Annotated in this window: 24 protein-coding genes; 10 read left to right on the top strand and 14 right to left on the bottom strand. The window is 43.3% G+C overall.

Annotation, left to right across the window (positions count from 1 at the left end; translation table 11 throughout):
- Window positions 1-6: 6 nt before the first annotated feature.
- The 5 genes from R7Q39_RS15355 to R7Q39_RS15335 all read left to right on the top strand — a co-directional run bounded on the left by R7Q39_RS15355 (window position 7) and on the right by R7Q39_RS15335 (window position 8736).
- On the top strand, window positions 7-1059 hold the full coding sequence (locus R7Q39_RS15355) for a formate dehydrogenase subunit gamma (RefSeq protein WP_318076422.1): 1053 nt from the start codon (window positions 7-9) through the stop codon (window positions 1057-1059).
- Complete coding sequence (locus R7Q39_RS15350) at window positions 1043-1459, top strand: membrane protein (protein WP_005377532.1); 417 nt, start codon at window positions 1043-1045, stop codon at window positions 1457-1459. The genes R7Q39_RS15355 and R7Q39_RS15350 overlap by 17 nt, the downstream gene beginning before the upstream one ends.
- Before the next feature lie 423 nt (window positions 1460-1882).
- The gene (locus tag R7Q39_RS15345) at window positions 1883-6268 is read left to right on the top strand and encodes an RHS repeat-associated core domain-containing protein (RefSeq protein WP_318056201.1); all 4386 of its coding nucleotides are present in this window, start codon (window positions 1883-1885) and stop codon (window positions 6266-6268) included.
- Between the two features lie 2 nt (window positions 6269-6270).
- A complete protein-coding gene (locus R7Q39_RS15340) occupies window positions 6271-7173 on the top strand; it encodes an immunity 49 family protein (RefSeq protein WP_213968826.1) in 903 nt (300 codons plus the stop codon).
- A gap of 342 nt (window positions 7174-7515) precedes the next feature.
- Window positions 7516-8736: an ammonium transporter gene (locus R7Q39_RS15335; protein WP_017634904.1), complete on the top strand. Its 1221-nt coding sequence runs from the start codon at window positions 7516-7518 to the stop codon at window positions 8734-8736.
- Window positions 8737-8768: 32 nt separating this feature from the next.
- Here the strand turns inward: R7Q39_RS15335 and R7Q39_RS15330 are convergent, their stop codons facing one another.
- The gene (locus tag R7Q39_RS15330; RefSeq protein WP_005377524.1) at window positions 8769-8942 is read right to left on the bottom strand and encodes a hypothetical protein; all 174 of its coding nucleotides are present in this window, start codon (window positions 8940-8942) and stop codon (window positions 8769-8771) included.
- A gap of 118 nt (window positions 8943-9060) precedes the next feature.
- Here R7Q39_RS15330 and cobB point away from each other — a divergent pair, with 118 nt between their 5' ends.
- On the top strand, window positions 9061-9792 hold the full coding sequence (gene cobB / locus R7Q39_RS15325) for a Sir2 family NAD+-dependent deacetylase (RefSeq protein ID WP_005377522.1): 732 nt from the start codon (window positions 9061-9063) through the stop codon (window positions 9790-9792).
- A gap of 88 nt (window positions 9793-9880) precedes the next feature.
- Here cobB and R7Q39_RS15320 read toward each other — a convergent pair whose 3' ends face one another.
- The 5 genes from R7Q39_RS15320 to potA all read right to left on the bottom strand — a co-directional run bounded on the left by R7Q39_RS15320 (window position 9881) and on the right by potA (window position 15028).
- Window positions 9881-10918, bottom strand: coding sequence for an extracellular solute-binding protein (locus tag R7Q39_RS15320; RefSeq protein ID WP_025766646.1), 1038 nt, complete (start codon window positions 10916-10918; stop codon window positions 9881-9883).
- A gap of 249 nt (window positions 10919-11167) precedes the next feature.
- Complete coding sequence (locus tag R7Q39_RS15315; protein WP_017634902.1) at window positions 11168-12199, bottom strand: extracellular solute-binding protein; 1032 nt, start codon at window positions 12197-12199, stop codon at window positions 11168-11170.
- A gap of 102 nt (window positions 12200-12301) precedes the next feature.
- Window positions 12302-13072 (bottom strand): spermidine/putrescine ABC transporter permease PotC, encoded by a 771-nt coding sequence (gene potC, locus R7Q39_RS15310; protein ID WP_005389180.1) that lies wholly within the window; start codon window positions 13070-13072, stop codon window positions 12302-12304.
- Window positions 13072-13932 carry a spermidine/putrescine ABC transporter permease PotB gene (gene potB / locus R7Q39_RS15305; RefSeq protein WP_005377512.1) on the bottom strand — a complete coding sequence of 287 codons (861 nt, stop codon included), beginning with the start codon at window positions 13930-13932 and terminating at the stop codon, window positions 13072-13074. The genes potC and potB overlap by 1 nt, the downstream gene beginning before the upstream one ends.
- Window positions 13913-15028 (bottom strand): spermidine/putrescine ABC transporter ATP-binding protein PotA, encoded by a 1116-nt coding sequence (gene potA / locus R7Q39_RS15300; RefSeq protein ID WP_216613637.1) that lies wholly within the window; start codon window positions 15026-15028, stop codon window positions 13913-13915. The genes potB and potA overlap by 20 nt, the downstream gene beginning before the upstream one ends.
- A 400-nt stretch (window positions 15029-15428) precedes the next feature.
- On the opposite strand from potA, the gene R7Q39_RS15295 reads away from it, so the two are divergent.
- The 4 genes from R7Q39_RS15295 to ttcA all read left to right on the top strand — a co-directional run bounded on the left by R7Q39_RS15295 (window position 15429) and on the right by ttcA (window position 18824).
- Complete coding sequence (locus tag R7Q39_RS15295; RefSeq protein WP_005377508.1) at window positions 15429-16226, top strand: hypothetical protein; 798 nt, start codon at window positions 15429-15431, stop codon at window positions 16224-16226.
- Window positions 16219-17055: a glucosaminidase domain-containing protein gene (locus tag R7Q39_RS15290; protein ID WP_017634900.1), complete on the top strand. Its 837-nt coding sequence runs from the start codon at window positions 16219-16221 to the stop codon at window positions 17053-17055. Before R7Q39_RS15295 ends, R7Q39_RS15290 begins: the two co-directional genes overlap by 8 nt.
- A 13-nt stretch (window positions 17056-17068) precedes the next feature.
- Window positions 17069-17731, top strand: coding sequence for a DUF2987 domain-containing protein (locus R7Q39_RS15285; RefSeq protein WP_025766641.1), 663 nt, complete (start codon window positions 17069-17071; stop codon window positions 17729-17731).
- A gap of 199 nt (window positions 17732-17930) precedes the next feature.
- Window positions 17931-18824 (top strand): tRNA 2-thiocytidine(32) synthetase TtcA, encoded by an 894-nt coding sequence (ttcA, locus tag R7Q39_RS15280; protein ID WP_005377502.1) that lies wholly within the window; start codon window positions 17931-17933, stop codon window positions 18822-18824.
- A 140-nt stretch (window positions 18825-18964) separates the two neighbouring features.
- On the opposite strand, the gene uspE is transcribed toward ttcA, so the two are convergent.
- The 8 genes from uspE to R7Q39_RS15240 all read right to left on the bottom strand — a co-directional run bounded on the left by uspE (window position 18965) and on the right by R7Q39_RS15240 (window position 25896).
- Window positions 18965-19912, bottom strand: coding sequence for a universal stress protein UspE (gene uspE, locus R7Q39_RS15275; protein WP_005377500.1), 948 nt, complete (start codon window positions 19910-19912; stop codon window positions 18965-18967).
- A gap of 180 nt (window positions 19913-20092) precedes the next feature.
- Window positions 20093-20839, bottom strand: coding sequence for an FNR family transcription factor (locus tag R7Q39_RS15270; RefSeq protein ID WP_005377497.1), 747 nt, complete (start codon window positions 20837-20839; stop codon window positions 20093-20095).
- 90 nt (window positions 20840-20929) lie between these two features.
- Complete coding sequence (locus R7Q39_RS15265) at window positions 20930-21610, bottom strand: sulfite exporter TauE/SafE family protein (protein ID WP_064353933.1); 681 nt, start codon at window positions 21608-21610, stop codon at window positions 20930-20932.
- An 8-nt stretch (window positions 21611-21618) separates the two neighbouring features.
- A complete protein-coding gene (gene ccoS, locus R7Q39_RS15260; RefSeq protein ID WP_005377493.1) occupies window positions 21619-21783 on the bottom strand; it encodes a cbb3-type cytochrome oxidase assembly protein CcoS in 165 nt (54 codons plus the stop codon).
- Between the two features lie 15 nt (window positions 21784-21798).
- Window positions 21799-24162, bottom strand: coding sequence for a heavy metal translocating P-type ATPase (locus R7Q39_RS15255; RefSeq protein ID WP_064353934.1), 2364 nt, complete (start codon window positions 24160-24162; stop codon window positions 21799-21801).
- A 4-nt stretch (window positions 24163-24166) separates the two neighbouring features.
- The gene (locus R7Q39_RS15250) at window positions 24167-24643 is read right to left on the bottom strand and encodes a FixH family protein (protein ID WP_005377489.1); all 477 of its coding nucleotides are present in this window, start codon (window positions 24641-24643) and stop codon (window positions 24167-24169) included.
- A gap of 105 nt (window positions 24644-24748) precedes the next feature.
- The gene (gene ccoP / locus R7Q39_RS15245) at window positions 24749-25723 is read right to left on the bottom strand and encodes a cytochrome-c oxidase, cbb3-type subunit III (protein ID WP_005377487.1); all 975 of its coding nucleotides are present in this window, start codon (window positions 25721-25723) and stop codon (window positions 24749-24751) included.
- Window positions 25723-25896, bottom strand: a complete 174-nt coding sequence (locus R7Q39_RS15240) for a cbb3-type cytochrome oxidase subunit 3 (RefSeq protein ID WP_005377485.1) — start codon at window positions 25894-25896, stop codon at window positions 25723-25725. The genes ccoP and R7Q39_RS15240 overlap by 1 nt, the downstream gene beginning before the upstream one ends.
- Window positions 25897-25902 lie beyond the last annotated feature (6 nt).

The following is a 25902-nucleotide window of genomic DNA, read 5'->3' as shown; positions in this document are numbered from 1 at the left end:
AGGCACATGTTAAACACGCTTAAACGTGCATCTTTAGCAATGCTGTCAATGACGACAGCATTGCTGCTGACTTTCGCAATGCCTGCTTCAGCAGAGGAACAATCTTCTAAAGTTATTCAACAGGAGATCACGCAACTCGCCGGGGCAGACTATTGGCGCGAAGTCAGAGAGGGGCAAGAAGGCTACACCACGTCTCAATCGCCAGAACATGGCGTATTGATCAGTAAACCTGGTGAGACTTGGTACATTCTAAAAGAGAAATGGATGTCTCCAGCGGGTGCTGTCGCGATTTTCGGCAGTATTGCAATGGTAATCATGGCTTACGTATTCGTTGGTCCTTTGATGCTTAGCAAGCCGCGTACTGGTAAAAAAATGAAGCGTTGGTCTCGTTTAGACCGCGCGCTTCACTGGAGTATGGCGTTTACATTCTTAACGCTGGCATTCAGTGGTTTGATGCTGGTTTACGGTAAGCACTTCTTAAAACCGTACGTTCCTACTGAGTTCTGGGGCTTTATCGTCATGTTGGCGAAGCATTACCACAATTACATGGGACCATTGTTCTTCATTTTACTGATGCTCGTGCTCTTTAAATGGTGGCGCAAGTCGATTCCAAACATGACAGATGTTCGTTGGTTTATGAAAATGGGCGGCATGGTTGGTAAACACAAAGGCACACATCCGTCAGCTGGTTTCTCAAACGGTGGTGAGAAGGCAATCTATTGGTTGTTAATCTTTTTTGGTGCTATCGCGGCAGTGAGTGGCTTAGTTCTGGACTTTCCTATCTTTGGCCAAACTCGCCGTGACATGGAGCTTTCTAACTTAGTTCATGCGATTTCGGCGCTGATTCTAATCTGTGGTTTTATCTTCCACATCTATATTGGTCTATTCGGTATGGAAGGTGCGCTAGAAGGCATGGTGACAGGTGAAGTTGATGAAACATGGGCGAAAGAGCATCACGATCTTTGGTATGAGGAAGTGAAGTCCAAAGAAGCGATGGGTGAAACAGATACGGCACAAACGGAAGTAAAAGGAGCGAAAGCGAATGAACAAACCTCATAACGGGATTTGGGTTGCGTACATCCTGAGCTGTCTGACCCCGTTTACGTTTCTGATCTCAGGCGTTATCGCAATTATCTATGCGGGTTACCGATTAGATAAGGGAGAAGACAGCGACGTAGTGATTTCTCATTACTACGGTTTAATTCGCACCTTCTTTCTCTACCTGACGTTTTTTGTTGTGTTGATCGTCACCGTCGCGACTTCTAACGGTGTACTCGTTGGCGTGAGTGATTATTGGTTGCATAGTACTTTGCTTGAAACCATCGCTTACTTTATTCCTTGGGTAGGGATGGTGTTTGCTGCATTAGCCATCTTGGTGTGGTTTATGCGAATGTTTCAAGGGATGCAGCAACTGCTCAATAACCAACCACACAGACCATCGACAGGTCCAAACCTTTAATCAGTATTCTTTAAGCAAAACCGCCGTAATAGGCGGTTTTTTTGTTGCTGTTTTGTCTCAAATATGAAGCACTTAGTCGCAGTGGTGATACTTGATGCAACTTATTGAGTGAATTTACGTAACTGGGCAGAAAATCATAGTTAAGTAAGAAACATGTAAAAAAATCGCGTCACGATGAGACATTAGTCTCACTCACGCTATTGTTCATTTACTCAGGATTCATCGTCCCGTTAAAGTACGCTGCGCTCAGAAATTCAAAGAGTTGCATACGTGAAAATTGCCATCAATACATTCAGTCTACGCATACAGAGGAATCTCTATCGGAGGATGTTTGATTAAGGCATCTTGCTCTCACAAATAAAAAGAGCGAAACGAGCATTAAATGATGCGGCAAGGTAAGAAAAGGACAAACACGTTACGGCTATGATCCCTCAATTCGTCATTCCTATCACGAATCGCTTTGGCGAAAGTTATCACTTCTCTGGTCAGTTACTTACTAGCGGCGAACCTAAAACATTCGTGACCAAACAAGAGGCAATAGAGTTTCTTGAGAGCTTTGGTGAGCTTGACCTTCGCTCTGTCGAGGACTTGTTCTATGCGATTGGTCAATTCAAGCCAAACATACCTGACGGTGAGCTTACTTCCCAACACTATAATTCAACGTTTGCCAATGCTTTGGTGAACGGTGATTTGCATGTCGCTCGAATTGTACCTACCGGCGAAAACTACGCACTCTCGTCAGCGGTTACGCCTCCACCGACTCAAAATACCGTCAATGCAAAACCATCGAAGGGAAAGGGGAAGTCGAATAAAAAGAGTGGCAGAAGTGCCGCATCCGCCAAGCCTCAGCAACAAAGCAGCGAAAAACATGAGAAAGCCGGTGATCCTGTATCACTTGTGACGGGTGAAGAAATTCTCGAACTCTATGATATCGAGCTACAACAAGGTACTACTTGGCAGCGTACTTACCGCTCTTCGCAGTCGGATGTAAATCATGGAATGGGCTTTGGTTGGCGACATGCATTTCAGTTTGAATTACGCGAGAAGACGGACGAGAAAGACAACGTTATCGCTTGGGAGTTTGTTGACGATAAGGCAGATATCACAGAATTTGAGCCAGTAGATATTGGAGCAACAAGTTACCAGATATACGCTGGTGCGAGCTGTTATTTCCTGAGCTCAACAACTCGGATTGTAACGCTCGCTAGTGGGCATCAATATCGGTTTGAGCAAAAAGATGATCGTTGGCTAGCTAAACAAGTTAGAAATGGCACGTTTTCAACGTTTCAATTGCAGTATTCTCGAAACCATCGATTGATCGAGATCGCATATAACAAGCGTCCGGTTCTTGAATGTCAATATGATAAGCAAGGACGCCTTGTAGAACTGCTTAATGCAAAGTCCCAAAAAGTTCTGGCAACTTATACCTATGATGAGCACGATGATTTGGTCAGTGCAACTAATCATTTGGGCCTAAAGGAACAGTATCAATACCTCGGCCATTTAATTATTAAGCGTGTACGACCAACTGGCTTTACTCATTATTTTGAATGGGATGGCGAAGGTGCAAAAGCGAAGTGCATCAGAAACGTTGGGGACGCAGGAATTTATGACTATCGCTTCCATTATCAGGGAAATCATTCTTCTTATTCTGACTCGTTAGATCATCAATGGTCTTTCTTGCATGACGAGCAGGGTAACTTACTCGAGAAAATAAGCCCCACAGGTAGAACTTGGCGATGGCAATATGATGAATTGGGACGAAAAGCACAAGCTATCTATCCTGATCAGTCAACGGTCAATTATCAATATAATCAGCATGGTCAATTAGTTTCTAAGTTTCATTCCTCTGGCAAAGAAATTCAATATGGCTATGACGGCTTAGGTAAGTTAGTTAAAACGGTTTCACCTGACGGGGATATCGAGAAGGCTTACTACAATAGTCTCGGTCAAAGAGTTTGGGATACCGATCAGTTCGGCTGTGTCACGGAGTATGATTACGATAAACACGGTCAAGTCGTCAAAAAAGAGTCTGAAGATGGTAAGAAAAGTCAGTGGTGGTGGGATGAACAACAAAGACTTATCGCGAATGAAATAGACGGTACATTACTTCGTTACAGCTACAACGAAGAAGATCTAGTGAATGGCGTCGCTTATCCCGATGGGTGTATTGCTCAACTCGCTTATGATCAATTCGGCAGGCGTACATCAGTTCGTTATTTTAACGACGAAGACAAAGTCGGTTATAGCGAAGAATATTCTTACGATGAGCACAGTCGTGTTGCTCAGATTCGGACGCCAGCAGGCATTACCTCGTATCAATGGGGAGCACTCGCGCAACAAGAAGCAGTCATCTTTCCCGATGGCAGCCATATTTCTTACGAATACGATCAACAACGTAACCTGACTAAATTAGTTCGGAGTGACGGCTTAGAGTTCGAATTCCTGTATGACGATGAAGGCCAGCTATCAGGAACTATTGGGTTTGATAATCTACAAAGCCAATTTGATTATGACGATATGGGGCGGATCCATCGTAAGCAAGTCGCCGATAGGACCGTGCTGTACCGCTATGACGCTGCGGGTTATCTCAAGCACGTCAAAGCAGGAAATGCTAGCAGTATTGTAGAGCACCACTTCAATTATACGCTTAGTGGGCGACTTACTTTCGCATCCAATCGCCATCAAACACTGCAATACCAATACTCTTCATTCGGGCATTTAACAAAGCGCATTCAAGGTCAGTTTGAGATAGCGCAGGAGTTTAACAGAGTTGGCCAACGCGTATCTCAGGTACTGCCAGATAATACGGAGCTGAACTTCTCTTATGATCGATATGGGCGTTTTTCAGCGATTCGGTTTGGAAACCTAGATTTACCTCAAATCAAATTTCATTACGATGAAATGGGACGAGTTTCCCAAATTGAAACGGCACATTTTAATGAGCGCATCATTTATGATGGTGTTGGTCGTTTGGTCGAACAACATTGGCCTGATAGAGAGAAAAAGTACGTTTACAATGCGCAAAACCGTATTTCATCAATCATTGATAATACGGCAGGAGCAACACACTATCAGTACGATGCCTTAGGGCAACTGAAACGAGTCAATGCTTCCGGAGAAGTGACTAAATTTGAATACGATAGTTTTGGCAATCCTACTTTGCCATCTTCAGAGGTATTCGCTGATCGTATTGAAGTACACGATGATGTCCGGTTCAAATATGACGCGCAAGGAAACCAGACAAAACGTGAGGGGCAAGGACATGTTCAGACTCGCGTATTTGATGCGTTAAATCAGCTCATTGAAGTTCACACCGACGATGGCATCAGTCAATATGAATATGATGCATTAGGGCGCAGGACGAAGAAAATTACACAACAAGGCGTTACGGAGTTCTTGTGGGAAGGGGAACGTTTAATTGGTGAACGCTCTTCAGGTGCTTTCCGATGGTACCTATATCAACCAGAAACCTACACGCCAGTGGCACTGCTAGAAAACGACGTTATTTATTGGTACCAGTGTGATCAAGTTGGTAAACCAGAGCGGCTGATCGATTGCGAAGGGAATGTTGTATGGAGTGCCAGTTACGATGCTCACGGCTTTGCTCATGTACATATTGAAAATGTAGCAAATCCACTGCGTTTTCAAGGGCAGTACTTCGATCAAGAAACCGACTTACACTACAACCTCGCTCGGTATTACGATCCTAAGCTAGGACGCTTTATCCAACAAGATCCGATATCTATTGCTGGTGGTATTAATCATTACCAATATGCAGTCAACCCTATCCAGTGGATTGATCCAACAGGTTTCCTTTGTGAAGAAGGGCTAAAACGCTTGGGTCAAATGTTGGCAGAGTATCAGGCGCAAAGCGATGTCCCCCAAGAGGTTTGCGATCAGATTTTAGAGGCAGCAAAAGAATCATCCGTCGGAGAAGATGGCGTTCGCTCGCAAGTCAAAATCCGAAAACCCAAAGGTAAAAATCATATTCGATATGAATACGATTTAGACCATATTGATTGCGAAAGAAACGAGATTACTTTTTATCGTCATATCAATCATTCAGATGGCAGCCGACACGAAGTGCAGTATGTTGTTGGGATTGAGGAGTTTGTCAATGCGCATGTTTTTGACTCAGAGAAAGTTGGCGGGGAAGAAGGTTGCACGATCTTTACTGAAGATCTTGTGCTGAATAAAGCTGAGTATAAAGAAAACTCAGAACTCAATACGAGTGGTTATGAGCTAACAGAAAGAAACAAAGCAAAAATTGATGAATGTTTGAAAGAGCGTCAAAAGGCTATGGACGCTCGAACTGGCGAAGAGGGATATAACGCTCAAATCGGCAATATTAACCAACAGTCTGCAAAAATTGGTGAGTTGGCCGCGGATGACTTTGTTCGAAATAAATGTCCCAATGCTAAGTTGCTTCATCCCAAAAATATTGGAACTTCAATTTCGAAGCCGGGCGACTTTGACATGGTTTACGAGGTGGAAGAGCCACCACCAGGTGAAATTATCATTGTTGAGGCCAAAGGGGGGAGCAGCCCGCTGGGTAGCCGTAAGATTGGAAACGAGGCATATCAGCAAGGTACAAGTAAATATGCGGCGGAAATAGTTAAGTTAATGTCGAAAAATATAGAAGGAACGACGGAAAAAGTAGCTGCCGACGAAATTCAATACGCCGCTTTATCCGGCAGACCTATTCGATATATACATACTCAAGCAAGCATCCCTGAAAGTGGAAAGGCCTCGGACTTAAAACTAGAAGTGGCAGAGTTTAAAATTAATTCCAAAGGATTAAAGTAAAAATGCAAAGTAATGAATCGATCAAGATCGTAGAGCGCAAAGCAAATCCTGAACTTGACGCACAAGCCATTGCGAGTAAAAAAAAATTTATAAACAGGGTCCTAGATAACAGAAAAGAAGGTCTTAAAGTCAGGAGGGAAAATCTAATCAGTCTTGGTGATTTTGCCATCGACCAGGTTCGCTGGTATACCTGGTTCCAAACCTCACATGAAGATGAACAAATATGTACCTTGCGTCTTTATGAAACTTCTCTAATGGGCGCTTGTTATCATCGGCTTACTATGTTTCCGAATGAGTCATTAACTATTAAGATACTCGGTTACCCAGAAGTAACATGGGATGGTGAAGGTATCTTAGAGATGGGCTTCATTTGTCCTTCAATGTGGCTGGATACCTATTTTACCTCTGTAATCGTCCGTGACAAAGCTAGTATGGATGTGTTGGCAAACTTTCCGATTTCTTTGATGAGACAGAGTTCTACCAAAGCGGGTGAGCTGTCTTATATGCTGGTGGATGTGATTCAGTCTTTCCATAACCGTACAGCAGACTACCCTGATAAATTGGTGGCCGCGATGGACACGGCAGTTGCTCAGGGTGATGATTGGGCGTTAGAAATTGCCATGGGTATTTTGGAAACTTTTGCCGCCCTGACAACCGACATCGGTTATGATTTCGAAGATGTACTCATTAAGAACCTTCAGTTCCAAGAGCAATACCAAATGAGGCTCGATCAGCCAGAGGACTTGATTTCTATAGAAACTTTCATCTCTTTCCCTCTACTTGGTATGGCTTGTATGTGGTACGACAAAGGCAACCGTCTATCTATTGAAACTGGTTGGCTTCCCCCATATCTCGTTGAAGGACGTTGGCTAGAAGATGTAAAAGCAGGGAAGATCACTCGATAAACTCCTTTAGTTAGCCATTCAGTATAAAAGCCACCTCTCATGAGGTGGCTTTTATGTTTATGGTGGGGAGTTTGCTGCTTGTTGAGCTATATGGTGCGCATTATGTTGGTGCACTAAAACCACATTGGTGCATTTATTAGCGTGTTAAGCACCATTTCAAGAATGCATAATTTTATTAAAGTTCATACAAAACAATAAATTAAAGTGTAAGTGTTAGAAATGTAAATTATGGAATGAGAATTGCTCTGTTAGACGCTCTATAAACTAAGTTCACCAAATTGGTGATGAGCCTAACTTTGATGCACAGGATAAGTGCGCTACAGATCAACGGAGACAATCATAATGAGTGTAACTGCCAATCAGGTACACGGCGCTGTACAAACTCTCACGCAAAGTTCCGACACACTTTTCTTACTACTTGGCGCAATCATGGTCTTTTTGATGCATGCTGGTTTTGCTTTTCTTGAAGTAGGAACCGTGCGCCAAAAGAACCAAGTTAATGCTTTAGTTAAAATCTTGGCCGATTTCGGTATTTCCGCCATTGCGTATTTTTTCATTGGATACTGGGTCGCTTATGGCGGCACCTTCTTTGCTGATGCAGAGACATTATCTCAAGGTAATGGTTACGAGTTGGTGAAGTTCTTTTTCTTGCTGACCTTCGCTGCAGCGATTCCTGCTATTGTTTCTGGTGGTATCGCAGAGCGAGCTCGTTTTTATCCGATTCTTATCGCAACATTTTTCACTGTCGGCATCGTATACCCGTTATTTGAGGGAATGATCTGGAACGGAAACTTTGGTGTTCAAGCTTGGTTTGAAAATACCTTTGGTTATGGCTTCCACGATTTTGCAGGTTCAGTCGTTGTGCATGGTGTTGGCGGCTGGATAGCGCTTGTTGCTGTCGTGTTTTTGGGCATGAGAAAAGGCAGAGTTCGAGCAGGAAAGCACACCAACTTTGCACCTTCGAATATTCCGTTTTTGGCTTTGGGAGCTTGGGTCTTATGTGTGGGGTGGTTTGGCTTCAACGTCATGTCAGCTCAAACTGTGTCAGGCATAAGTGGCTTGGTGGCTATGAACTCATTGATGGCAATGGTCGGGGGCATTGTCGCGTCACTGTTGGCTGGTAAGAATGACCCTGGCTTTATTCATAACGGCCCACTAGCTGGCTTGGTTGCTGTATGTGCGGGCTCAGACTTAATGCATCCTATCGGTGCTTTAGTGACAGGTGCGATTGCTGGCGTGCTATTTGTTTATCTTTTTACCCACCTACAAAACAAAACCAAGATTGATGATGTGCTAGGTGTCTGGCCTTTACACGGTGTATGTGGCGCTTGGGGTGGTATTGCCGCTGGGATTTTTGGTCAAAGCGCATTGGGTGGGCTAGGTGGCGTGAGCATTATCGTTCAGCTTCTAGGAACGCTTTTGGGCCTTTCCATCGCAGCGCTTGGTGCACTTGTAGTCTACGGTGCGATTAATACCAGTATGGGACTGAGGCTTTCAGAAGAAGACGAATTCAATGGCGCTGACCTAGCCATTCATAAAATATCTTCGACCAACGAGGATTGAGGCCAATATGGGAGCGGCATAAAGCCGCTCTTTTAGCAATTGTCTTTCTTGGCTTGGCCCGGAGGACAGAAATTACCATTACCTCGATGGTCATCATCATTGGTGCTGACTCTTACCTTTACATCATCGACTTCGCCTTCAACATTGGTAAGTTGACAGCCTGCCAAAGTCAGAAGCAATGTAAACGTTAGAGATACTTGTCTCATTGCTGTTCCTCTTAAATTGTAATTCTAATAGTGACCATTACGACTATGGTCTAATCCATATTACTACTGTTGCTATTCTTTCAGTGTTAAGCTAATGAAAAAACAGCAAGGATGAGTTATGAATTTCCCTTATAGAAATATTGTAGTACTTACTGGTGCAGGTATCTCGGCCGAATCTGGTATTCAAACATTTCGTGCGCAAGATGGCCTATGGGAGAATCACCGTATCGAAGATGTAGCAACGCCTGAAGGGTTTGCTCGCGATCCGGACCTTGTTCAAGACTTTTACAACCAACGCCGCAAGAAACTTCAAGATAATGCGATAAAGCCTAATGCAGCGCATGAAGCATTAGGTCGTTTAGAGGCTGAGTTAGAAGGTAAAGTGACGGTCATCACTCAAAATATAGACAACCTTCACGAAAGAGGCGGCAGTCAGAATGTGATTCACATGCATGGTGAGTTGCTCAAGGCGCGCTGTAGTGAATCTAACCAAGTAGTAGAGCACAATGAGGACATTAAGACAGGCGAACTTTGTCACTGTTGTCAGATCCCTTCACAAATGCGACCACATATTGTTTGGTTTGGTGAAATGCCACTGCGAATGGGTGATATCTACGCGTCATTAGAAGAAGCAGATTTGTTTATTTCTATTGGGACTTCTGGCGTTGTGTATCCCGCAGCAGGTTTTGTTCATGATGCAAAAATGCACGGCGCACATACCATTGAAATTAACCTAGAACCTAGTGCGGTAGAAAGTGAATTTGAGGAAAAACGCTACGGAAAAGCAAGCGTTGAGGTTCCAAAATTAGTTGACGAGATACTGGCTCTAGAAGGAAAAGAAAGAGCGTAATAACTTCAACAGGAAGAGTTTTTGTCTTGTCATTAAGAACAAAAAAGCGGCTCATGAGCCGCTTTTTCATATCTTTAAAACTAACGAATTAGTTGTTCACTTTTAGCTTTTGGAAGTACTCATCGTACATTACGCTCGCTTCGCCAACTTCATCTTGCCAAGTACCGCTGTCCATCACTTCTTGTGGTGGGAAGATGCTTGGATCATTAGCAAATTCTTTCGGTAGCAGATCGTGTGCCGTTTTAACTGGCGTAGGATAACCAATCTCTAGTGCAATCTTAGCTGCGTTCTCAGGACGTAGTAGGAAATCGATCATCTTATGAGCTGCGTCAACGTTCTTCGCACCAGCTGGAATTGCTAGGCTGTCCATCCAGAAGATAGTGCCTTTTTCTGGCCAGATGATGTCGATGTTCGCACCTTCTTGACGAGCCATGTATGCAGAACCGTTCCAAAGCATGCCTAGTGAAACTTCACCCGCAAGGTAAGGGTTTGCAGGAAAGTCTGAGTTAAATACTAATACGTTTGGCATTAGCTTTTTCAGTTCTTCGTAAGCGGCTTTGATTTCTTCTGGGTTAGTCGTGTTTGGTGAGTAACCAAGCTTAGTCAATGCAATGTGGAATACTTCGCGAGAATCATCCATCAGCATTAGTTGACCTTCCCACTTACTATCCCAAAAATCATCCCACTTAGTAACCGATGATTTGTCTAGCATGTCAGCATTGATACCAATACCGGTCGCACCCCAAATGTATGGGATAGAGTAGTTGTTGTTCGGATCGAACGGTTTGTTTAGGAAGTTAGTATCAAGATCGGCAAAATGAGATAATTTCTCTTTGTCGATCTGTTGTAGCATGCCTTCTTTACGCATTTTAGAGACGAAATAGGTAGACGGTACTACCAAGTCGTAACCAGAACCTTGAGTTTTTAGTTTTGCGTACATACTCTCGTTAGATTCGTATGTAGAGTAAATAACTTTGATTCCGGTTTCTTTTGTAAAGTCTTCAAGAACTTCGTTTGGAATGTATTCCGACCAGTTGTAGAAATACAGTTCTTGATCAGCAGCCATTGCAGGGGTAGCGATGAGCGTCGCTGCACATAGAGCGCTTGCGTAGAATTTACTTTTCATTTGTTTTCCGTTTTGTTTCGCGATTGGACAAGTCAATACTAGCTGGAGTTATCGAGTTGAGCCAAATCGCAGTAAGCACAAATATGTTCATTTAGCTTGAATATCGTTGTCTCCTTGTTATGAGACGATAAATCTATGATACCAAGACAAATAAACCTAGCAACGCGCGATTATATCAGCCTAAGACAAAAATAGGCAGCGTATTGCTGCCTATTTTCCTATGGTTGATGACTTGTTACACAAGCTAGATTATTGTCCCGCTTTCAGCTTGAGGAAATAATCTTCGTACTTAACGGTTAGATCACCAACCGCATCTTGCCATTCAACGCGGTCAAGGTCTTCTTGAGAAGGGAACAGTGGGGCAACGTCTTTAAACTTAGCATTCGATTCTTCCACCGCCGTTAGGTAGCCAGTATCACGAGAGATTTGCTCTGCGATTTCTGGGCGCAGTAGGAAGTCAATCATCTTGTGAGCGGCTTCTACGTTCTTCGCACCGGAAGAGATAGCGAAGTTATCAACCCAGCCGATACCGCCTTCTTTAGGAAAAACGAGTTTAAGGTTCAGGCCTTCACTTTGTGCCGCTGCGGCGCTACCGTTCCAAAGCATACCAACGCCCACTTCACCAGACATGTAAGGTGCGCCAGGGTTGTCAGAGTTGAAAACTAAAACGTTAGGCATCAACTTTTGTAGCTCAGCGTACGCTTCATCGATTTGCTTAGGGTCTTTTGAGTTACCTGAGTAGCCAAGTTTACGCAGAGCGATATGGAACACTTCACGAGTGTCGTCCATCAACATTACTTGACCTTCAAGCTCAGGCTTCCATAGGTCAGCCCAGCTTTGGAAGTCGTTTGGATCGTACATATCTGCGTTAACCGCTAGGCCTGTAATCGCAACAACGTGTGGGATAGAGTAGTCGTTACTTGGATCGTAAGGCTTGTCTAGGTAGTTTTTATCTAGGTTGCCGAAGTTTTTCAGCTTAGTCTTATCGATCTTTTGTAGCATGCCTTCGTCACGCATCTTCGCCACGAAGTACGTTGAAGGTACTACTAGGTCATAACCTTGGTTATGGGTTTTTAGCTTTGCATACAAAGTTTCGTTCGACTCGTAAGTCGAGTAGATCACTTTGATGCCAGTTTCTTTAGTAAATTGCTCTAGGATATTACTGTTGATGTAAGGACCCCAGTTCATAAATACTAGTTCTTTATCATCCGCTGTCGCTGTACCAGAGAACAGAGAAAGCGCACATGCACTACCAGCTAATAGAGTAGCCCATTTTTTCATTGACGTTAGCTCCAAACCAAACGTTGTCCAATTTTGGACGATAGATAGAAAAACAGAATGGCATGTAACCATTCTGTTTCGTGATGTTAACAGGTGCGGATTCTACTTCACTTTTTCTCTTGCTAGCAACTGAGAAATTACTACCAAGACCAAAGAAACAATCAACATCACCGTTGCTAGGGCGTTCACTTCCGGTGAAATGCCCACCTTAACCATGGAGTAAATCTTCAATGGCAAGATTTCGTATGTTGGACCCGTTACAAACGAGCTGATGATCACATCGTCCAAAGACAGGGTAAAGCTCAATAACCAACCTGCGGCAACCGCTGGTTTAGCGAGAGGAAGGATGATCTGTTTCAAGATAACCCACTCGCTTGCACCAAGGTCTTTTGCTGCTTCCAACATTTTCACATCAAAGCCATTTAAGCGGCTGTATACAGTTACCACAACGAATGGTAGACAAAAGGTGATGTGAGCAATCAATAGTGTAAAGAAGCCAAGCTGTGCGCCTAATACTAGGAACAGAGCAAGTAATGAAATCGCCATTACAATATCGGGAGACATCATCACGACAAACAGCATGCCGTTTACCGCACCTTTACCTTTGAACGAGTAACGGAATAGGGCAACGGCCGTTAAGCTACCAATGATGGTTGCTGCTGTCGCTGAGAATACCGCTACGTTCAATGAATGCCATGCAGCTTGCATTAGGCTGTCGTTATTTACTAAGGTTTCGTACCATTTCGTGGTGAAACCACCCCATTTCATACCAAATTTGTTGGCATTAAATGAGTTAACAATTAAGACGATGATTGGCAGATACAAAAATGCATACACCAGCGCCATAAAGCTAAATCTAACTGTGCGTCCCATTAGTCTAGCTCCACTTTCTTATTCAATAGTTTGCCTGCTCTGTAGTAAGCGTAAAGCATCACAGCCATTGCGAAGGTGAGGGCGATACTGGTCGCAGCACCAAATGGCCAGTCACGAGCGTTCAATACTTGGCTCTTAATAACGTTACCAATCAGTAGGTTCTTCGCACCACCAAGAAGGTCAGAGATGTAGAACATACCTAGTGCTGGTAGCAGAACCAACAAACAACCACCGATAATGCCAGGCATTGTCAGAGGTAGAATCACTTTCGTAATGGTTTGGAACTTGTTCGCACCAAGATCTTTCGCCGCCTCGATATAAGTGTTGTCCAACTTCTCGATTGCCGAGTAAAGCGGCAGAATCATAAATGGAAGCAGGATGTACACAAGACCAATCATTACTGCTGTTTCGGTGTACATAATACGTAATGGCTTATCGATGATTTCCATCGCCATTAATGATTTGTTCAAAATACCTTGTGTACCCAGAACAATCTTCAGGCCGTAAGTACGGATAAGAGAGTTTGTCCAAAAAGGTACGATAACTAAGAACAACATAAATGGGCGCCATTTCTCTGGCATTTTCGCTATGATGTAAGCAAATGGGTAACCAATTACTAAACACAACAACGTCGCCACGATCGCCATGTAGAACGAGTGCATCAGCACTTTCGCATACAAGGGGTCGAGTAGACGTAAGTAGTTGTCGAAAGTAAATGTCATTTCGATTAAGTTTGCTTCATCACGCGTTAAGAAACTCGTACCGATAATCATCACATTTGGTACCAACACGAAAAGTGTTAACCAACCGACGATTAAGGTAATGATCGCGTTTTGAAGATTAATCTTCTTGCTTATCATTGAGGACTACCTCCCAGCTCTCAACCCAAGTGATAGCGACTTTCTGGCCAAGTGAGTGGTCCACATCAGGATCATCTTCGTTAAAGAATTCGCTAACCATTACACGCATGCCCGAATCCAATTGGATAACTGAATCAAGCGTCATACCTTTATAGGTACGCTCGGTTACGTGACCTACGATGCCTTTTTCTTCAGACTCTTTGATCTCTTCGATACGTAAGTCTTCTGGGCGAAGTAGTACTTGTAGTTTGTCACCGGCTTGTGCTTCTTGATCGTAGTAAACAACAGACTCGACACCTTCGATTTCTGCACGGATACGTTTCTCGTCGATACGCTCTAGCATGGTTGCGTTGAATACGTTGATCTCACCGATAAAGCGAGCAACAAATAGGTTCTTCGGCTCTTCGTAAATCTCACGTGGAGAACCATCCTGCTCAATAACACCGTCGCGCATTACAATAATGCGGTCAGACATCGATAGGGCTTCTTCCTGATCGTGCGTAACAAAGATAAAGGTAATACCAAGTTGACGCTGAAGCTGTTTAAGCTCAATTTGCATTTGCTTACGCAGTTTGTAATCAAGTGCAGATAGAGATTCATCTAGCAGCAGTACTTTTGGTTTGTTAACAACCGCACGCGCAATGGCGATACGTTGTTGCTGACCACCAGAAAGCTGATGAGGCTTACGCTGTGCCATTTTTTCTAGGCGCACCATGCGCAGTGCTTCCATTACTCGTGGTTCAATGTCCGCAGTAGGCGTTTTCTGCATACGAAGACCAAAAGCGACATTCTCATATACGGTCATATGTGGAAACAATGCGTAACTTTGAAATACCGTGTTGACGTGCCTTTGCTCTGCAGGAACCTGTGTTACATCCTGGTCATCCAAAATAATTTGACCGTTATCTGCCGTTTCAAAACCTGCAATCATGCGTAAAACTGTTGTCTTACCACAACCAGAAGGCCCGAGAATCGTCAGAAATTCACCATGATTAACATCCAGATTTAAATTACCGATGATTTCCTTACCATCGAAACTTTTACTAATACCAGATAAACGAATAACTGGCTTTCCTGCTTGCGGTTTTGCGTTCAACGTCTGTATTTCCCCCACGTTCAAGCCGGGATTATCCCAGCTGATGTGACACTAACCATTCACTTTTGAGGCGCGCATCATAATCACCAAAAGTGTGAAATTAAAGCATTTTCTTATCTTGAAACAGAAATAATTTTGCAGGAAAAAGCCATCATTCCTTACCATACTGTTTTTATGAGATTAATTGGCATCTAGACACAGTTTGATAGCACTAAACTTTGTTCAACAATTGTTTCAATTTCATGACCTTGAAAGTGGTTAATTATCAACCATACAGTTGAGATTGCAAGGATTGTAGGTGAGTTGTGATGTTAGATGTGGAAAGATTTCTTTATAATGACGATTACATTAATTGACTGGAATTCCAGTCAAAATTTTACAAGTTAGTCTTGGATAAACTATGAACGACGATTTTGAGAAAGATTTCAATCTTGGGGGGAGTGTAGAGCGAGCTTTGTCTGGCAACTACGAGCTTAAAGCTGGCGCGGTTTTTAACGAAGCTTGGCGAGCAACCATCCAGCACTTTTTATCATTTTCTCCTGCCATTATTGTATTGCTTTTTGTCCAGTTAGGTATTTTCTATATTGCATTAAAACTGCAGTTGGGCGATTTGACCGTTATTCTTGATGCGTTTGAGAACCCAGAGTCGTTCACAAACGATATTGTGTCTTCTATTTATGTCGCGAATTTCAGTTATGAGGTGATTAGCGCCCCAATTTATGCGGGGATCAGCTTGATGGCTATGAGCCATGTCGCTGGCCTGAAGACTAAGTTGCGCCATGTTGGAAAGGGGTTGCAGTTCACCATTCCTGTTATTCTAGCAACGCTCATGAGCTTAATGCTACAAGGTGTGGTTGGTATGATTTTTCCTTTACTGTCGCTGTATCTTTCCTTGGCATTTAGTCACTCTATTTTGTTGATTTGTGAGAAAAGGGTGCCACCAATGCAAGCGTTGCTGTTATCACTTCGCGCAATCAACAAGAAGATTTTTGTGGTCGCGGGGCTTTACTTAGGCGTGATGTTAATGTTTATTATTGCAGCAATGTTCTACGGTATTGGCTTGATTTTTGTGCTGCCATTCTTCTTCCATTTGAAAGGCATACTCTACCGCGAAATGTTTGGAATTAAGCTTAAGATCGTTACAACACAGAAAAACGATAATGATCACGATGGTAACTCACAGGTGTTTGATGCCTAATTCTTTGAAATCAATAAGTTTACGAGTGGCGGCAACCTGTATAGCCGCCACTTTCATTTCTATAGGCCCATATTTACACTACGAGAAACAGTTTAAATATGTGGAAAATCCTGACGTACTCTCTGGCAAGATTAAGCATGTCGATTTATCACACTTGCCATACATCGGTGATATCCCAGACTTCAATTCAATAAAAGATACGAAAGAGAAAAAAGCTGCTTTTTTTGATTTTTTAAGGCCTAAAATTGCTCTTGAGAATCAACGAATTCGTCATGAGCGGGCCTTTCTTACCTCTTTAAAGGTGGGACAAGTGACGCAAGAACAACAAGAGTATGCTCAGCGGTTATCATCTCTGTATTCGTTGCCCTTGAGTAACGATAAGATTGATCAAGCATGGCTAGACGAGATGCTTGTGCGAGTGAACGTCTTACCTGAAGCCTTGGTTCTAACTCAAGCGGCAAATGAATCTGCGTGGGGCACTTCTCGTTTTGCTACTCAAGCAAACAACTTGTTCGGCCAATGGTGTTATAAAAAGGGCTGTGGAATTGTTCCAGCGCAACGTGGCGCTAACAAAGTTCATGAAGTTGAAAAATTCGATTCTGTACAACAGTCTGTTCATGGCTACTTTATGAACGTTAATCGAAACCCAGCGTATGCAGACCTGCGTGAAATCAGAACATCTCTGGCTGAAAAGAACAAGGGCTTGTTAACGGTCGCAACCGCGTCAGAGTTAACGCATGGGTTGCTAGCCTATTCTGAACGTGGCATCGCCTATGTACACGATCTTCGCGCTATGATTCGTCATAACAACGCCTACTGGACGCAATAAAATAACGGATAAAATGAAAAAGTTAAGCCTAAGTCTGTTGGGAAGTGCGGCGCTAATTCTTGCATCGCCGATAACCCAAGCTCAAGAGTACATGTTCACGTACTCAAAGTTATATACTCAACTAAAAAACAACAATAAAGAAGGGCATGACGATGTGAAAGTTGGTGTCTTTTTTGTGGACGCAAAAACTAAACAAATTTGTATGATAGAAAAAGCTTGGATGGAAAAAGAAGAGCACTATGAAGAGTTTGTTATCCCTGCTTCACAAGAGTTGCCTTTACCTGTTGATAAAAACTTAAAGTCAGCGAATCCGTTGGTTTTTGTCGATACCCCAAAAGATACACGTTGCGATTACTCACTTGTCGTGATGACCAAAGAACCATTACAGGGTAACGTTTCTTACGACCAACTTAAGCCTCTTCTACCTCAAATGCAGACGATGCTGGAAGATTTAGGCGGTATGTTTGCGGGTTGGTTTACACCGGAGGTTCAAGGTGTGACGATGGAGTTTGCAAATCAACTGAATGATAAAGTGATTTTCTCAAACGGAACCGAAAAGCCAATTGTCAATGGCAAGATACAAGTCGCACTAAGTGAAATAGGGCAAGGTGGCACAATGACACTACCAGAACCGACGATGCGAGTGTTACCTTATCTACCTAACGCAAAGAAATGAACACTGAACGTTTAGAAAGGGCTGCAATCGCAGCTCTTTTTTCATTTGTGACCGTAACTAAAGTATCTTTCACACTCTTTTCTTAAAGACTCAATAAGACAAGCATTTAATCCTGTGTAAAAAGCTCGTATAATCCACGCCCCAAAGAAACCCATGTTAGGAAGTCCTAGTCGATTTATCGGCGATGTGAGAGCCCGCAATGAACCAAATAGATACAAGAAAAGAAACCCTAGAATTCAACAAGCTTCAGAAACGCCTGAGAAGACATGTTGGAAATGCCATTACTGATTACAACATGATCGAAGAAGGCGATGTTGTGATGGCATGTATTAGCGGTGGTAAAGATTCATTCGCGATGCTTGATATCCTGTTGAATCTTCAAAAAGCTGCGCCAATCAAATTTGAAGTGGTTGCAGTAAACCTAGACCAAAAACAACCGGGCTTCCCTGAGCACATTCTGCCAGAGTATTTCGAAACACTGAATATCCCTTACTATATTGTCGATAAGGACACGTATTCCGTCGTAAAAGAGAAGGTACCAGAAGGCAAAACCACTTGTGGTCTTTGTTCACGCCTGCGACGTGGTACGCTGTATTCATTTGCAGAGAAGATTGGTGCAACTAAGCTTGCGCTAGGTCATCACATGGATGACATCGTCGAAACAATGTTCTTGAACATGTTCCACGGCTCTCGCCTTAAAGCGATGCCACCAAAGCTACGCTCTGATGATGGTCGTAACGTGGTCATTCGTCCATTGACTTACTGTCGTGAAAAAGATTTGATCAAATACGCTGAGCACAAGGATTTCCCAATAATTCCGTGTAACCTTTGTGGCTCTCAAGAGAACCTTCAGCGTCAATCTATAAAAGCAATGTTGATTGAATGGGATAAGAAGACGCCAGGGCGTGTGGAAGCAATTTTTAAATCAATTCAAAACGTAAGCCCAAGCCAACTAGCAGACCGCGAATTGTTCGACTTTGTTAACTTACCGCTAGATCGTGAAGGTAACCGCGAAGAGTATGAATTTAATGAGGCTGTCGTTTCTTCGACGAATATTGATGAATCAATGTTCATCGATGTTACGAACATCTAACTCGTAAAAAAGGAGGTCAATTAGACCTCCTTTTTTGTACCCAATGCTTTAACTGTTCCCAAACAAAAATCCCCCTGTATTGGGGGGATTTATTAGCGCTTATTTGAAAGCGCTCAATACATAACAATACTAAAGAGAGATTAGGTTGCTGTATTTGGATCGAGAGGACTAATGTAGCCTTTTGGTTTTAGAGCCAACACATCGCAATTTATTTTATCAATTACGTGCTCCGCTGTATTACCAATAAAGACAGCAGAAAGCCCTGTTCGCCCTGTGGTACCTAAAATAACCATTGCTGCGTTCAAGCGCTCTGCAGCTGCCGGAATGACATCTTCAGGTAAACCTTGCTCAACTATCGTTTGTTCTTCATCAAGACCATGTTTTTGGCGTAGTGCTTTCATAGCCGTTAAATGATGACCTCGCACCGCATCGGTATAAGTCGTTGGGTCAAATTCAGGAAGTTCAATCGTAATGTTCGCCGGTGTAACGGGGTAGGCGTTAACAAGATATGGCTTGGCCTCAAGCCGAGTGGTGATTTCTTTTAATCGCTCGACCATCGTATCGTTGAGATCAATATGAGTCGGGTTTTCTGAGCCCACATGTACTGAGGCAAGGATACTTGCTTGTTCCGGCCAAGCAGCATTCTTAATAAGAAGCACTGGAATAGGGCATTTTCGCAACAAGTGCCAATCTGTCGGTGTGAAAATGACAGACTCTAAAACATCATGCTTACGTGTGCCTTTGATGACTAGGTCATGATTGCCTGCATAGACTTCAGCAATAATCGCCTCATAAGGGCGGTTGTGCCAGACAACACAAACATCAAAGTCGAAGCCATCGTTTAGGTATGGTTGAGCAATTTTACGCATCCACTGCTCACGCTGATGAATGACACCTCGACGCATAGCATCTCTTTCATCCACTGATAGCATTGACGTCATGTCATACGAGAAATCGTAAATGGATAAAAAGAAAGTGATTCGGCTTCTAGATACACTTTTCTGAGCTAATTGAACAGCTCTTGCAAGTGCGGGCTGCTCATCATTATTGATGTCAGCTACAACAAGGATCTTACTGTATATACTCATAACTAAGCCCACTTCTATTGCAAAACCAGATACTGAATGTAAATTAAATCAGTATTTTGGAGTACTCACCGTACATTTTTACTGTAGCTTAGTTTGGAGAACTTTTTGAGGACTTTCGAAAGGAATTTATGAGAAATATGATGTAGCTCATTTTCGAGCTACATCAATAATTAGGGTGTATTATTCTTTAGTTACACCAGCAAGTTCCATCAATGCATCGTGGTCTAAGATAGTGATATATTTACCTTTTACGCTTAGGATCTCAGATTTCTGGAAACGACCTAACAAACGACTGATCGTTTCGACTGTAAGACCAAGGTAGTTGCCAATATCACCACGAGTCATAGTTAAACGAAACTCTCTAGGGCTGAAGCCACGCTGAGAAAAACGCGTTGATAGGTTGTAAAGGAAAGCAGCTAGTCGCTCTTCTGCGTTCTTTTTAGAAAGAAGCAAAATCATTTCCTGATCACCTTTAATTTCGTTACTCATCAAACGCATGATTTGCTGGCGAAGCTTAGGCATTTTACCCGATAGATCGTCTAAAATTTCGTATGGGATTTCACATACCATCGACGTTTCGAGTGCTTGAGCAAAGCTAGGGTGGGAGTCACCAGTGATAGCATCGAAACCGACTAAGTCTCCAGCTAAATGAAACGCTGTGATTTGCTCATCACCTTGCTCTGTGATCGTATAGCTCTTGATGGTACCAGAGCGGATAGCGTATAGCGATTTTAGCTCATCACCGGCCTTAAAAAGCTCTTGTCCTTTTTGAATAGGCTTCTTACGTTCGATGATTTGGTCAAGCTGGTCAAGTTCTGCCTCATTTAGAGTGAACGGGATACACAGTTGACTAATGCTACAATCTTGGCAATGAATGGCGCAACCGCCTGATTGGATACGCTTTGTTGCAGGTTTTTCAGAAATCATAACAACCTTTCACTATTTGATATACATCAATATTTTAGCATCGCTTAATCCTAAAGGGTAGCAAAAATGTCACCTCAATAGAGTTTAACGTTATATGAAACCGAGTAACGCTAAGGCTCCTACAGCGGTATACGTACCATAGCCAATAAGAATTAATGCTGAAATATTTCTAAATATTAATGATTTTTGTAATTTCTGAAAATGATTGGCACCGTATCCAATAATAAGCATTGCAGGTAGCGTTCCGAGCCCAAACGCAAGCATAATTAGGCCGCCGTTCATCGCACTACCAGAAACCGCCGACCAAGTAAGCGCTGAATAAACTAAACCACATGGTAACCAACCCCAAATAAAGCCAAATGGCAACGCGTGAAGAGGATGCTTTAATGGTAACAAACTCTTCCCTGCCGGCGAGATAAAGCGCCAGAGATACTGCCCTAGCTTTTCTATTAAAAGTAAGCCTTGCCACCATTTAGCAATATACAGCGCGACCAGGATCATGAATAACGCAGCAATCAGCCTTAACCAAGCAAGAGAGTGCGTTAACCCACTAAGCTCAGATAAACCTGATATAGCACCACCCACTAATGCACCTATTAAGGTATAACTGAACAATCGTCCGAGGTTGTAGAAGAGGGGGATAAGAGGGGTGGTTTTATTTTTAGCAGAAGAGCCCATGGTAAGTAGAGACGCGATACCACCACACATACCCATACAATGACCGGCTCCTACTAAGCCGATCATCAACGCACCGATAAAATCAGGAGTCATAAAGGTCGCTACTTTTTATCACTATTAGATTGGTCTTCTTCGTCGAGAAGAATGTTGTGCCCTTGCCGTTCAAGATCTTCAAACTGATCGCTTCTTACCGCCCAAAGAAAAACGGCGACAGCAACACAAACGAGAACGATAGCGATGGGAATCAATATATAAAGACTTTCCATGTTTGCTTTCTCTACTTATTTCTCTTTGAGCAGGCGCAAAGAGTTAGATACAACGATAATTGAGCTTGCAGACATGCCAACTACTGCAATGTAGGGAGCCACTAAACCTGCGACCGCCAAAGGCAAAATTAACAGGTTGTAACCCAAAGACCAAGCCAAGTTTTCTCGAATAATCTTTCTTGTACGCAGTGCAAGCAAACGTGCCTCTAGTAGCTTTTCGAGATTATCCCCAAGTAACGTCATATCTGCAGAAGCTTTAGCGACATCTGTACCACCGCCCATTGCGACAGAAAGGTGAGCTCCGGCGAGAGTCGGCGCGTCATTGATTCCATCACCAACCATCATAGTGATACTGTTTTCGTCCAAGCTCTTAAGGTATGCAAGCTTATCTTCTGGCTTTGCTGACGCGACGATGTGATCGATACCAATTTCATTCGCCACTGGTTGGGCGTTTGAGAGAGAATCACCAGTTAGCAGGGTTGTCTTAATTCCAGCGTCAGCAAAACGTTGAATAAAGGCTTTGCTTTCTTTTCGGATAGGGTCGCGGTAGTAAAAGCTAGCGACATGCTTGCCATCAACCGACAGATAGACCGCCTGGCTTTCACCACTTTCTTTGCCTTGAACAAAAGCCGCACTGCCTATCTTAACGATTTTGCCATTCCATATCCCTTCAATCCCTGACCCAATCACGTTTTGCACATCAGACACGATAAAGTCATCATTGGTGAAAGTTGCAAAAGAACGAGCGATAGGGTGGTTTGCATGAGCCTCTAAAGCTGCAGCTAGTGATAGACAATCTTTCTGTGGGAGATCACTAAGTACCTTTGTTTCACAGATCTCAATATCACCTTTCGTTAGAGTGCCTGTTTTATCTACAACTAAGTGGTTGATCTTACATAGTGTCTCAAACACATGGCCTTTACGAAGCAAAATGCCAAAATTACCCATTCTAGATGTAGCACAAGTGAGAGCGGTCGGAGTGGCCAGAGATAGCGCACATGGGCATGTAGCGACTAACACAGACAGCATGATCCAAAACGCATCATCTGGTTTTGTTTGATGCCAGTAAAACCAAGTACCAGCAGAGATGATAAGAATCACACCAACAAAGTAACGGGCGACAATGTCTGCAATTTCCGCAATTTTAGGTTTGGAGTGTTGAGCTTCATCTTGTAAACGCACGATGTTAGAAATCATTGAATCGGCCTTTGAGCTTACTACCTCAAGTTCAAATGATTCGTCTCCGTTTAGCGTTCCTGCATAAACAATATCGCCTTCTCGTTTCACAACGTGCACTGACTCGCCCGTTAGCATGGATTCATCAATATGAATACGGCCTGAAATAACTTTACCGTCAGCGGGGATATGTTCACCAGGTAGAACGCGAATACGATCGCCAACTTTTAGCGTCTTCACGGGTATCTGATCACCGTCCAGCGTTGTAGCAATTGCAGGAATCAACTTAAGAAGGTTACCACTCGCTGCAGCAGCTTTGCGACGAGCGCGCATCTCTAAGAATCGACCTACTAACAAAAAGAAGGTAAACATCGAGATAGATTCAAAGAAGACTTCGCCTTGTTCAGTTACTGTTGCAACTAAACTTGCAACATAGGCAAAGATCAACGCGATAGAAACCGGGACATCCATACCAAGGGTTCGGCCTTTGATACTGCGCCATGCGTTTAAGTAAAATGGAAGAGCGGAATAAAGCAAAACAGGAGTAGCAAAAATCAAACTTACCCAACGAAAGTAACTTTTAAACTCCGGCTCTAAATCACCAAAGACTTCGAGATACAGTGCAACGGCGAGCATCATGACCTGCATGGTTGCTAAACCTGCAATACCTAGCCGATATAGATATTGCTTCATCATTCGATGGTAAGAGGCTTCTTGCTTATCTGCTTCAAAAGGTGCAGCTTTGTAACCAAGTTTATGAATAACGGAAAGGAGCTCGCTTAACCGTACCTGAGTTTTATCCCAGGCTAGTAACGCTCGATTGGTGGTTGTATTAACACGGATAGATACCAACCCGGCCGTATTAGAAACTTGCTTTTCGATTAACCACGCACAAGCGGCACATGAAACGCCTTCCAAAGAAAGGGTTACTTCAGAAACATTTTCGCGATTTCGTACGAATTCAGATTGTACATCCGCATTGTCATAATGAATTAAAGCTTGGAGTTGCTCTGGTACTAGATCTGCCTTTTCTGCAGGCGCAGTGCGGTATTGGTAATATGATACAAGACCACTATCGACAATAGTCTGCGCCACAGTTTCGCAGCCCGGACAACACATGTCGCGAATTTCACCCAATATTTCTACTTTGAAATCCGTGTTGGCTGGTACATCTTCACCGCAGTGATAACAGGATTTACACATATGCTTACTTCATTAACGGTGTTGAAGAGGCAGGAAACTCAACTTTACCTTGGATCATCCATTGCTTGTCGTGTGGTTGTAGTTCAACAAACCATGGTCCTTGAATAGATTCCTCAGCTTTTAGTCGGTAATTACCAGATGCATCCGCTGTTACAAGCTTTGTGAAGTCACGATCAGGAAGAGTACGATGAGTGAAAGTGGCCGTTAGAGCAGGGTAATGAGGTAGCTTCCCTTTAGCGAAAACAATCACAACATTGTTATTTTCAGAGGAAATCTCAGCGTTAAGACCTAGGTCACGAGCGACATTCATTTTACTAATGTCGATATTAATGCCTTTGCCTTTTTTATAGTAATCCTCGGCGACTAAAGAAACAGAGTTGTTCGAGAAAACGACCACAGTAATCACAGTCCAAACTACGACAGTAAGAGGAAGGATGATTAGGAACCACGGCCAAAATTGTTTATACCAAGGCTTTACCATAAAAAAGTTCTCAACAGCTAAATGAAAAAATGTAAGGCGTTAAATTTAAAGGAAAGACAGCCCCTATGAAAGGGGCTGTTATTGCTATGTTACTTAATATCTCAGTTACTTACTCTCTGAGTTACTTAAGCTCCAGACATAAGAGGCAACGAGCTGAACTTTATCTTCACCCAAAATGTCTTTCCACGCGGGCATTACACCTGAGCGGCCGTTCATTACGGTTTCGGTTACAGCTGCACGAGAGTCACCAAATAACCAGTCTTGGTCTGTAAGGTCAGGCGCACCGACTGCAGGGTTACCCTTACCATCGGTACCATGACAAGCTGCACACACTACGAAGCGTGCTTTACCTGCCGCGGCTTCACGAGCATTTACTTTACGACCAGATAGACTAAGTGTGTAACTTACAACTTCTTGAACACCTTGCTCACCAAGGGCATCTTTCCATGCTGGCATTTGACCAATACGGCCGTGCATGATGGTTGTAACGATCGCTGCTGGCTCGCCACCATATAGCCATGCATCATCAGTCAGGTTAGGGAAGCCTTTCTGACCACGTGCATCAGAGCCATGGCATTGAGAACAGTTTTGCAAAAACAAACGCTGACCAACTTTTAATGCTTCAGGATCTTGCGCAATTTCAGGAATTGGGCGTAGGCCACTGTCATTGTGCGCAAGTTTACGGAATGCTTCGCCGAAGTAAGCGTCGGCATCATCCAGTTCTTTTGCATATTGGTTTAGTTGCTTGTTCTCTTGTGCTGCAGCGATGGCTTCTTTTGACTCTTCTAGTGAGCGAACGGTTTGAGCCGAACTCTGCCAGTTTAAAAAGCCCTTGAAGCTACCTAGACCTGGGAATAGGGCAAGGTAAACTGCTGCGAACACAAATGTACTTACAAACAGGTAAGTCCACCACTTTGGTAGAGGGTTGTTTAGCTCGCGAATACCATCGTACTCGTGGCCCATGTCTTCCCCTTCCTCGACGCCCATTTTATCTTTAGCGCACCAAGTCAGGAGAATCGCACAGCCTACTAGCGTACCGACAGTAATCACGATAATCCAGAGACTCCAGAATGTAGTCATTACTTCTTCACTCCTTGGTTATTAGGGGTCTTTTGTTCTTCGTCAGCAAACACCAAGTTGGCATCTTCTTCAAAGCGTGCTTTACGCTTTTTACTAAATGCCCACCATACGATGCCAATAAAACTAGCGAAGAGTACAACGGTATAAATACTATGAATTGTACCGAAATCCATATGATC

The organism is Vibrio sp. 947 (genome assembly GCF_033339115.1).
Classification (GTDB): domain Bacteria; phylum Pseudomonadota; class Gammaproteobacteria; order Enterobacterales; family Vibrionaceae; genus Vibrio; species Vibrio alginolyticus.
The sequence above is the reverse complement of the archived record's forward strand: the minus strand, read 5'-3'. Positions and strand labels throughout refer to the sequence as shown.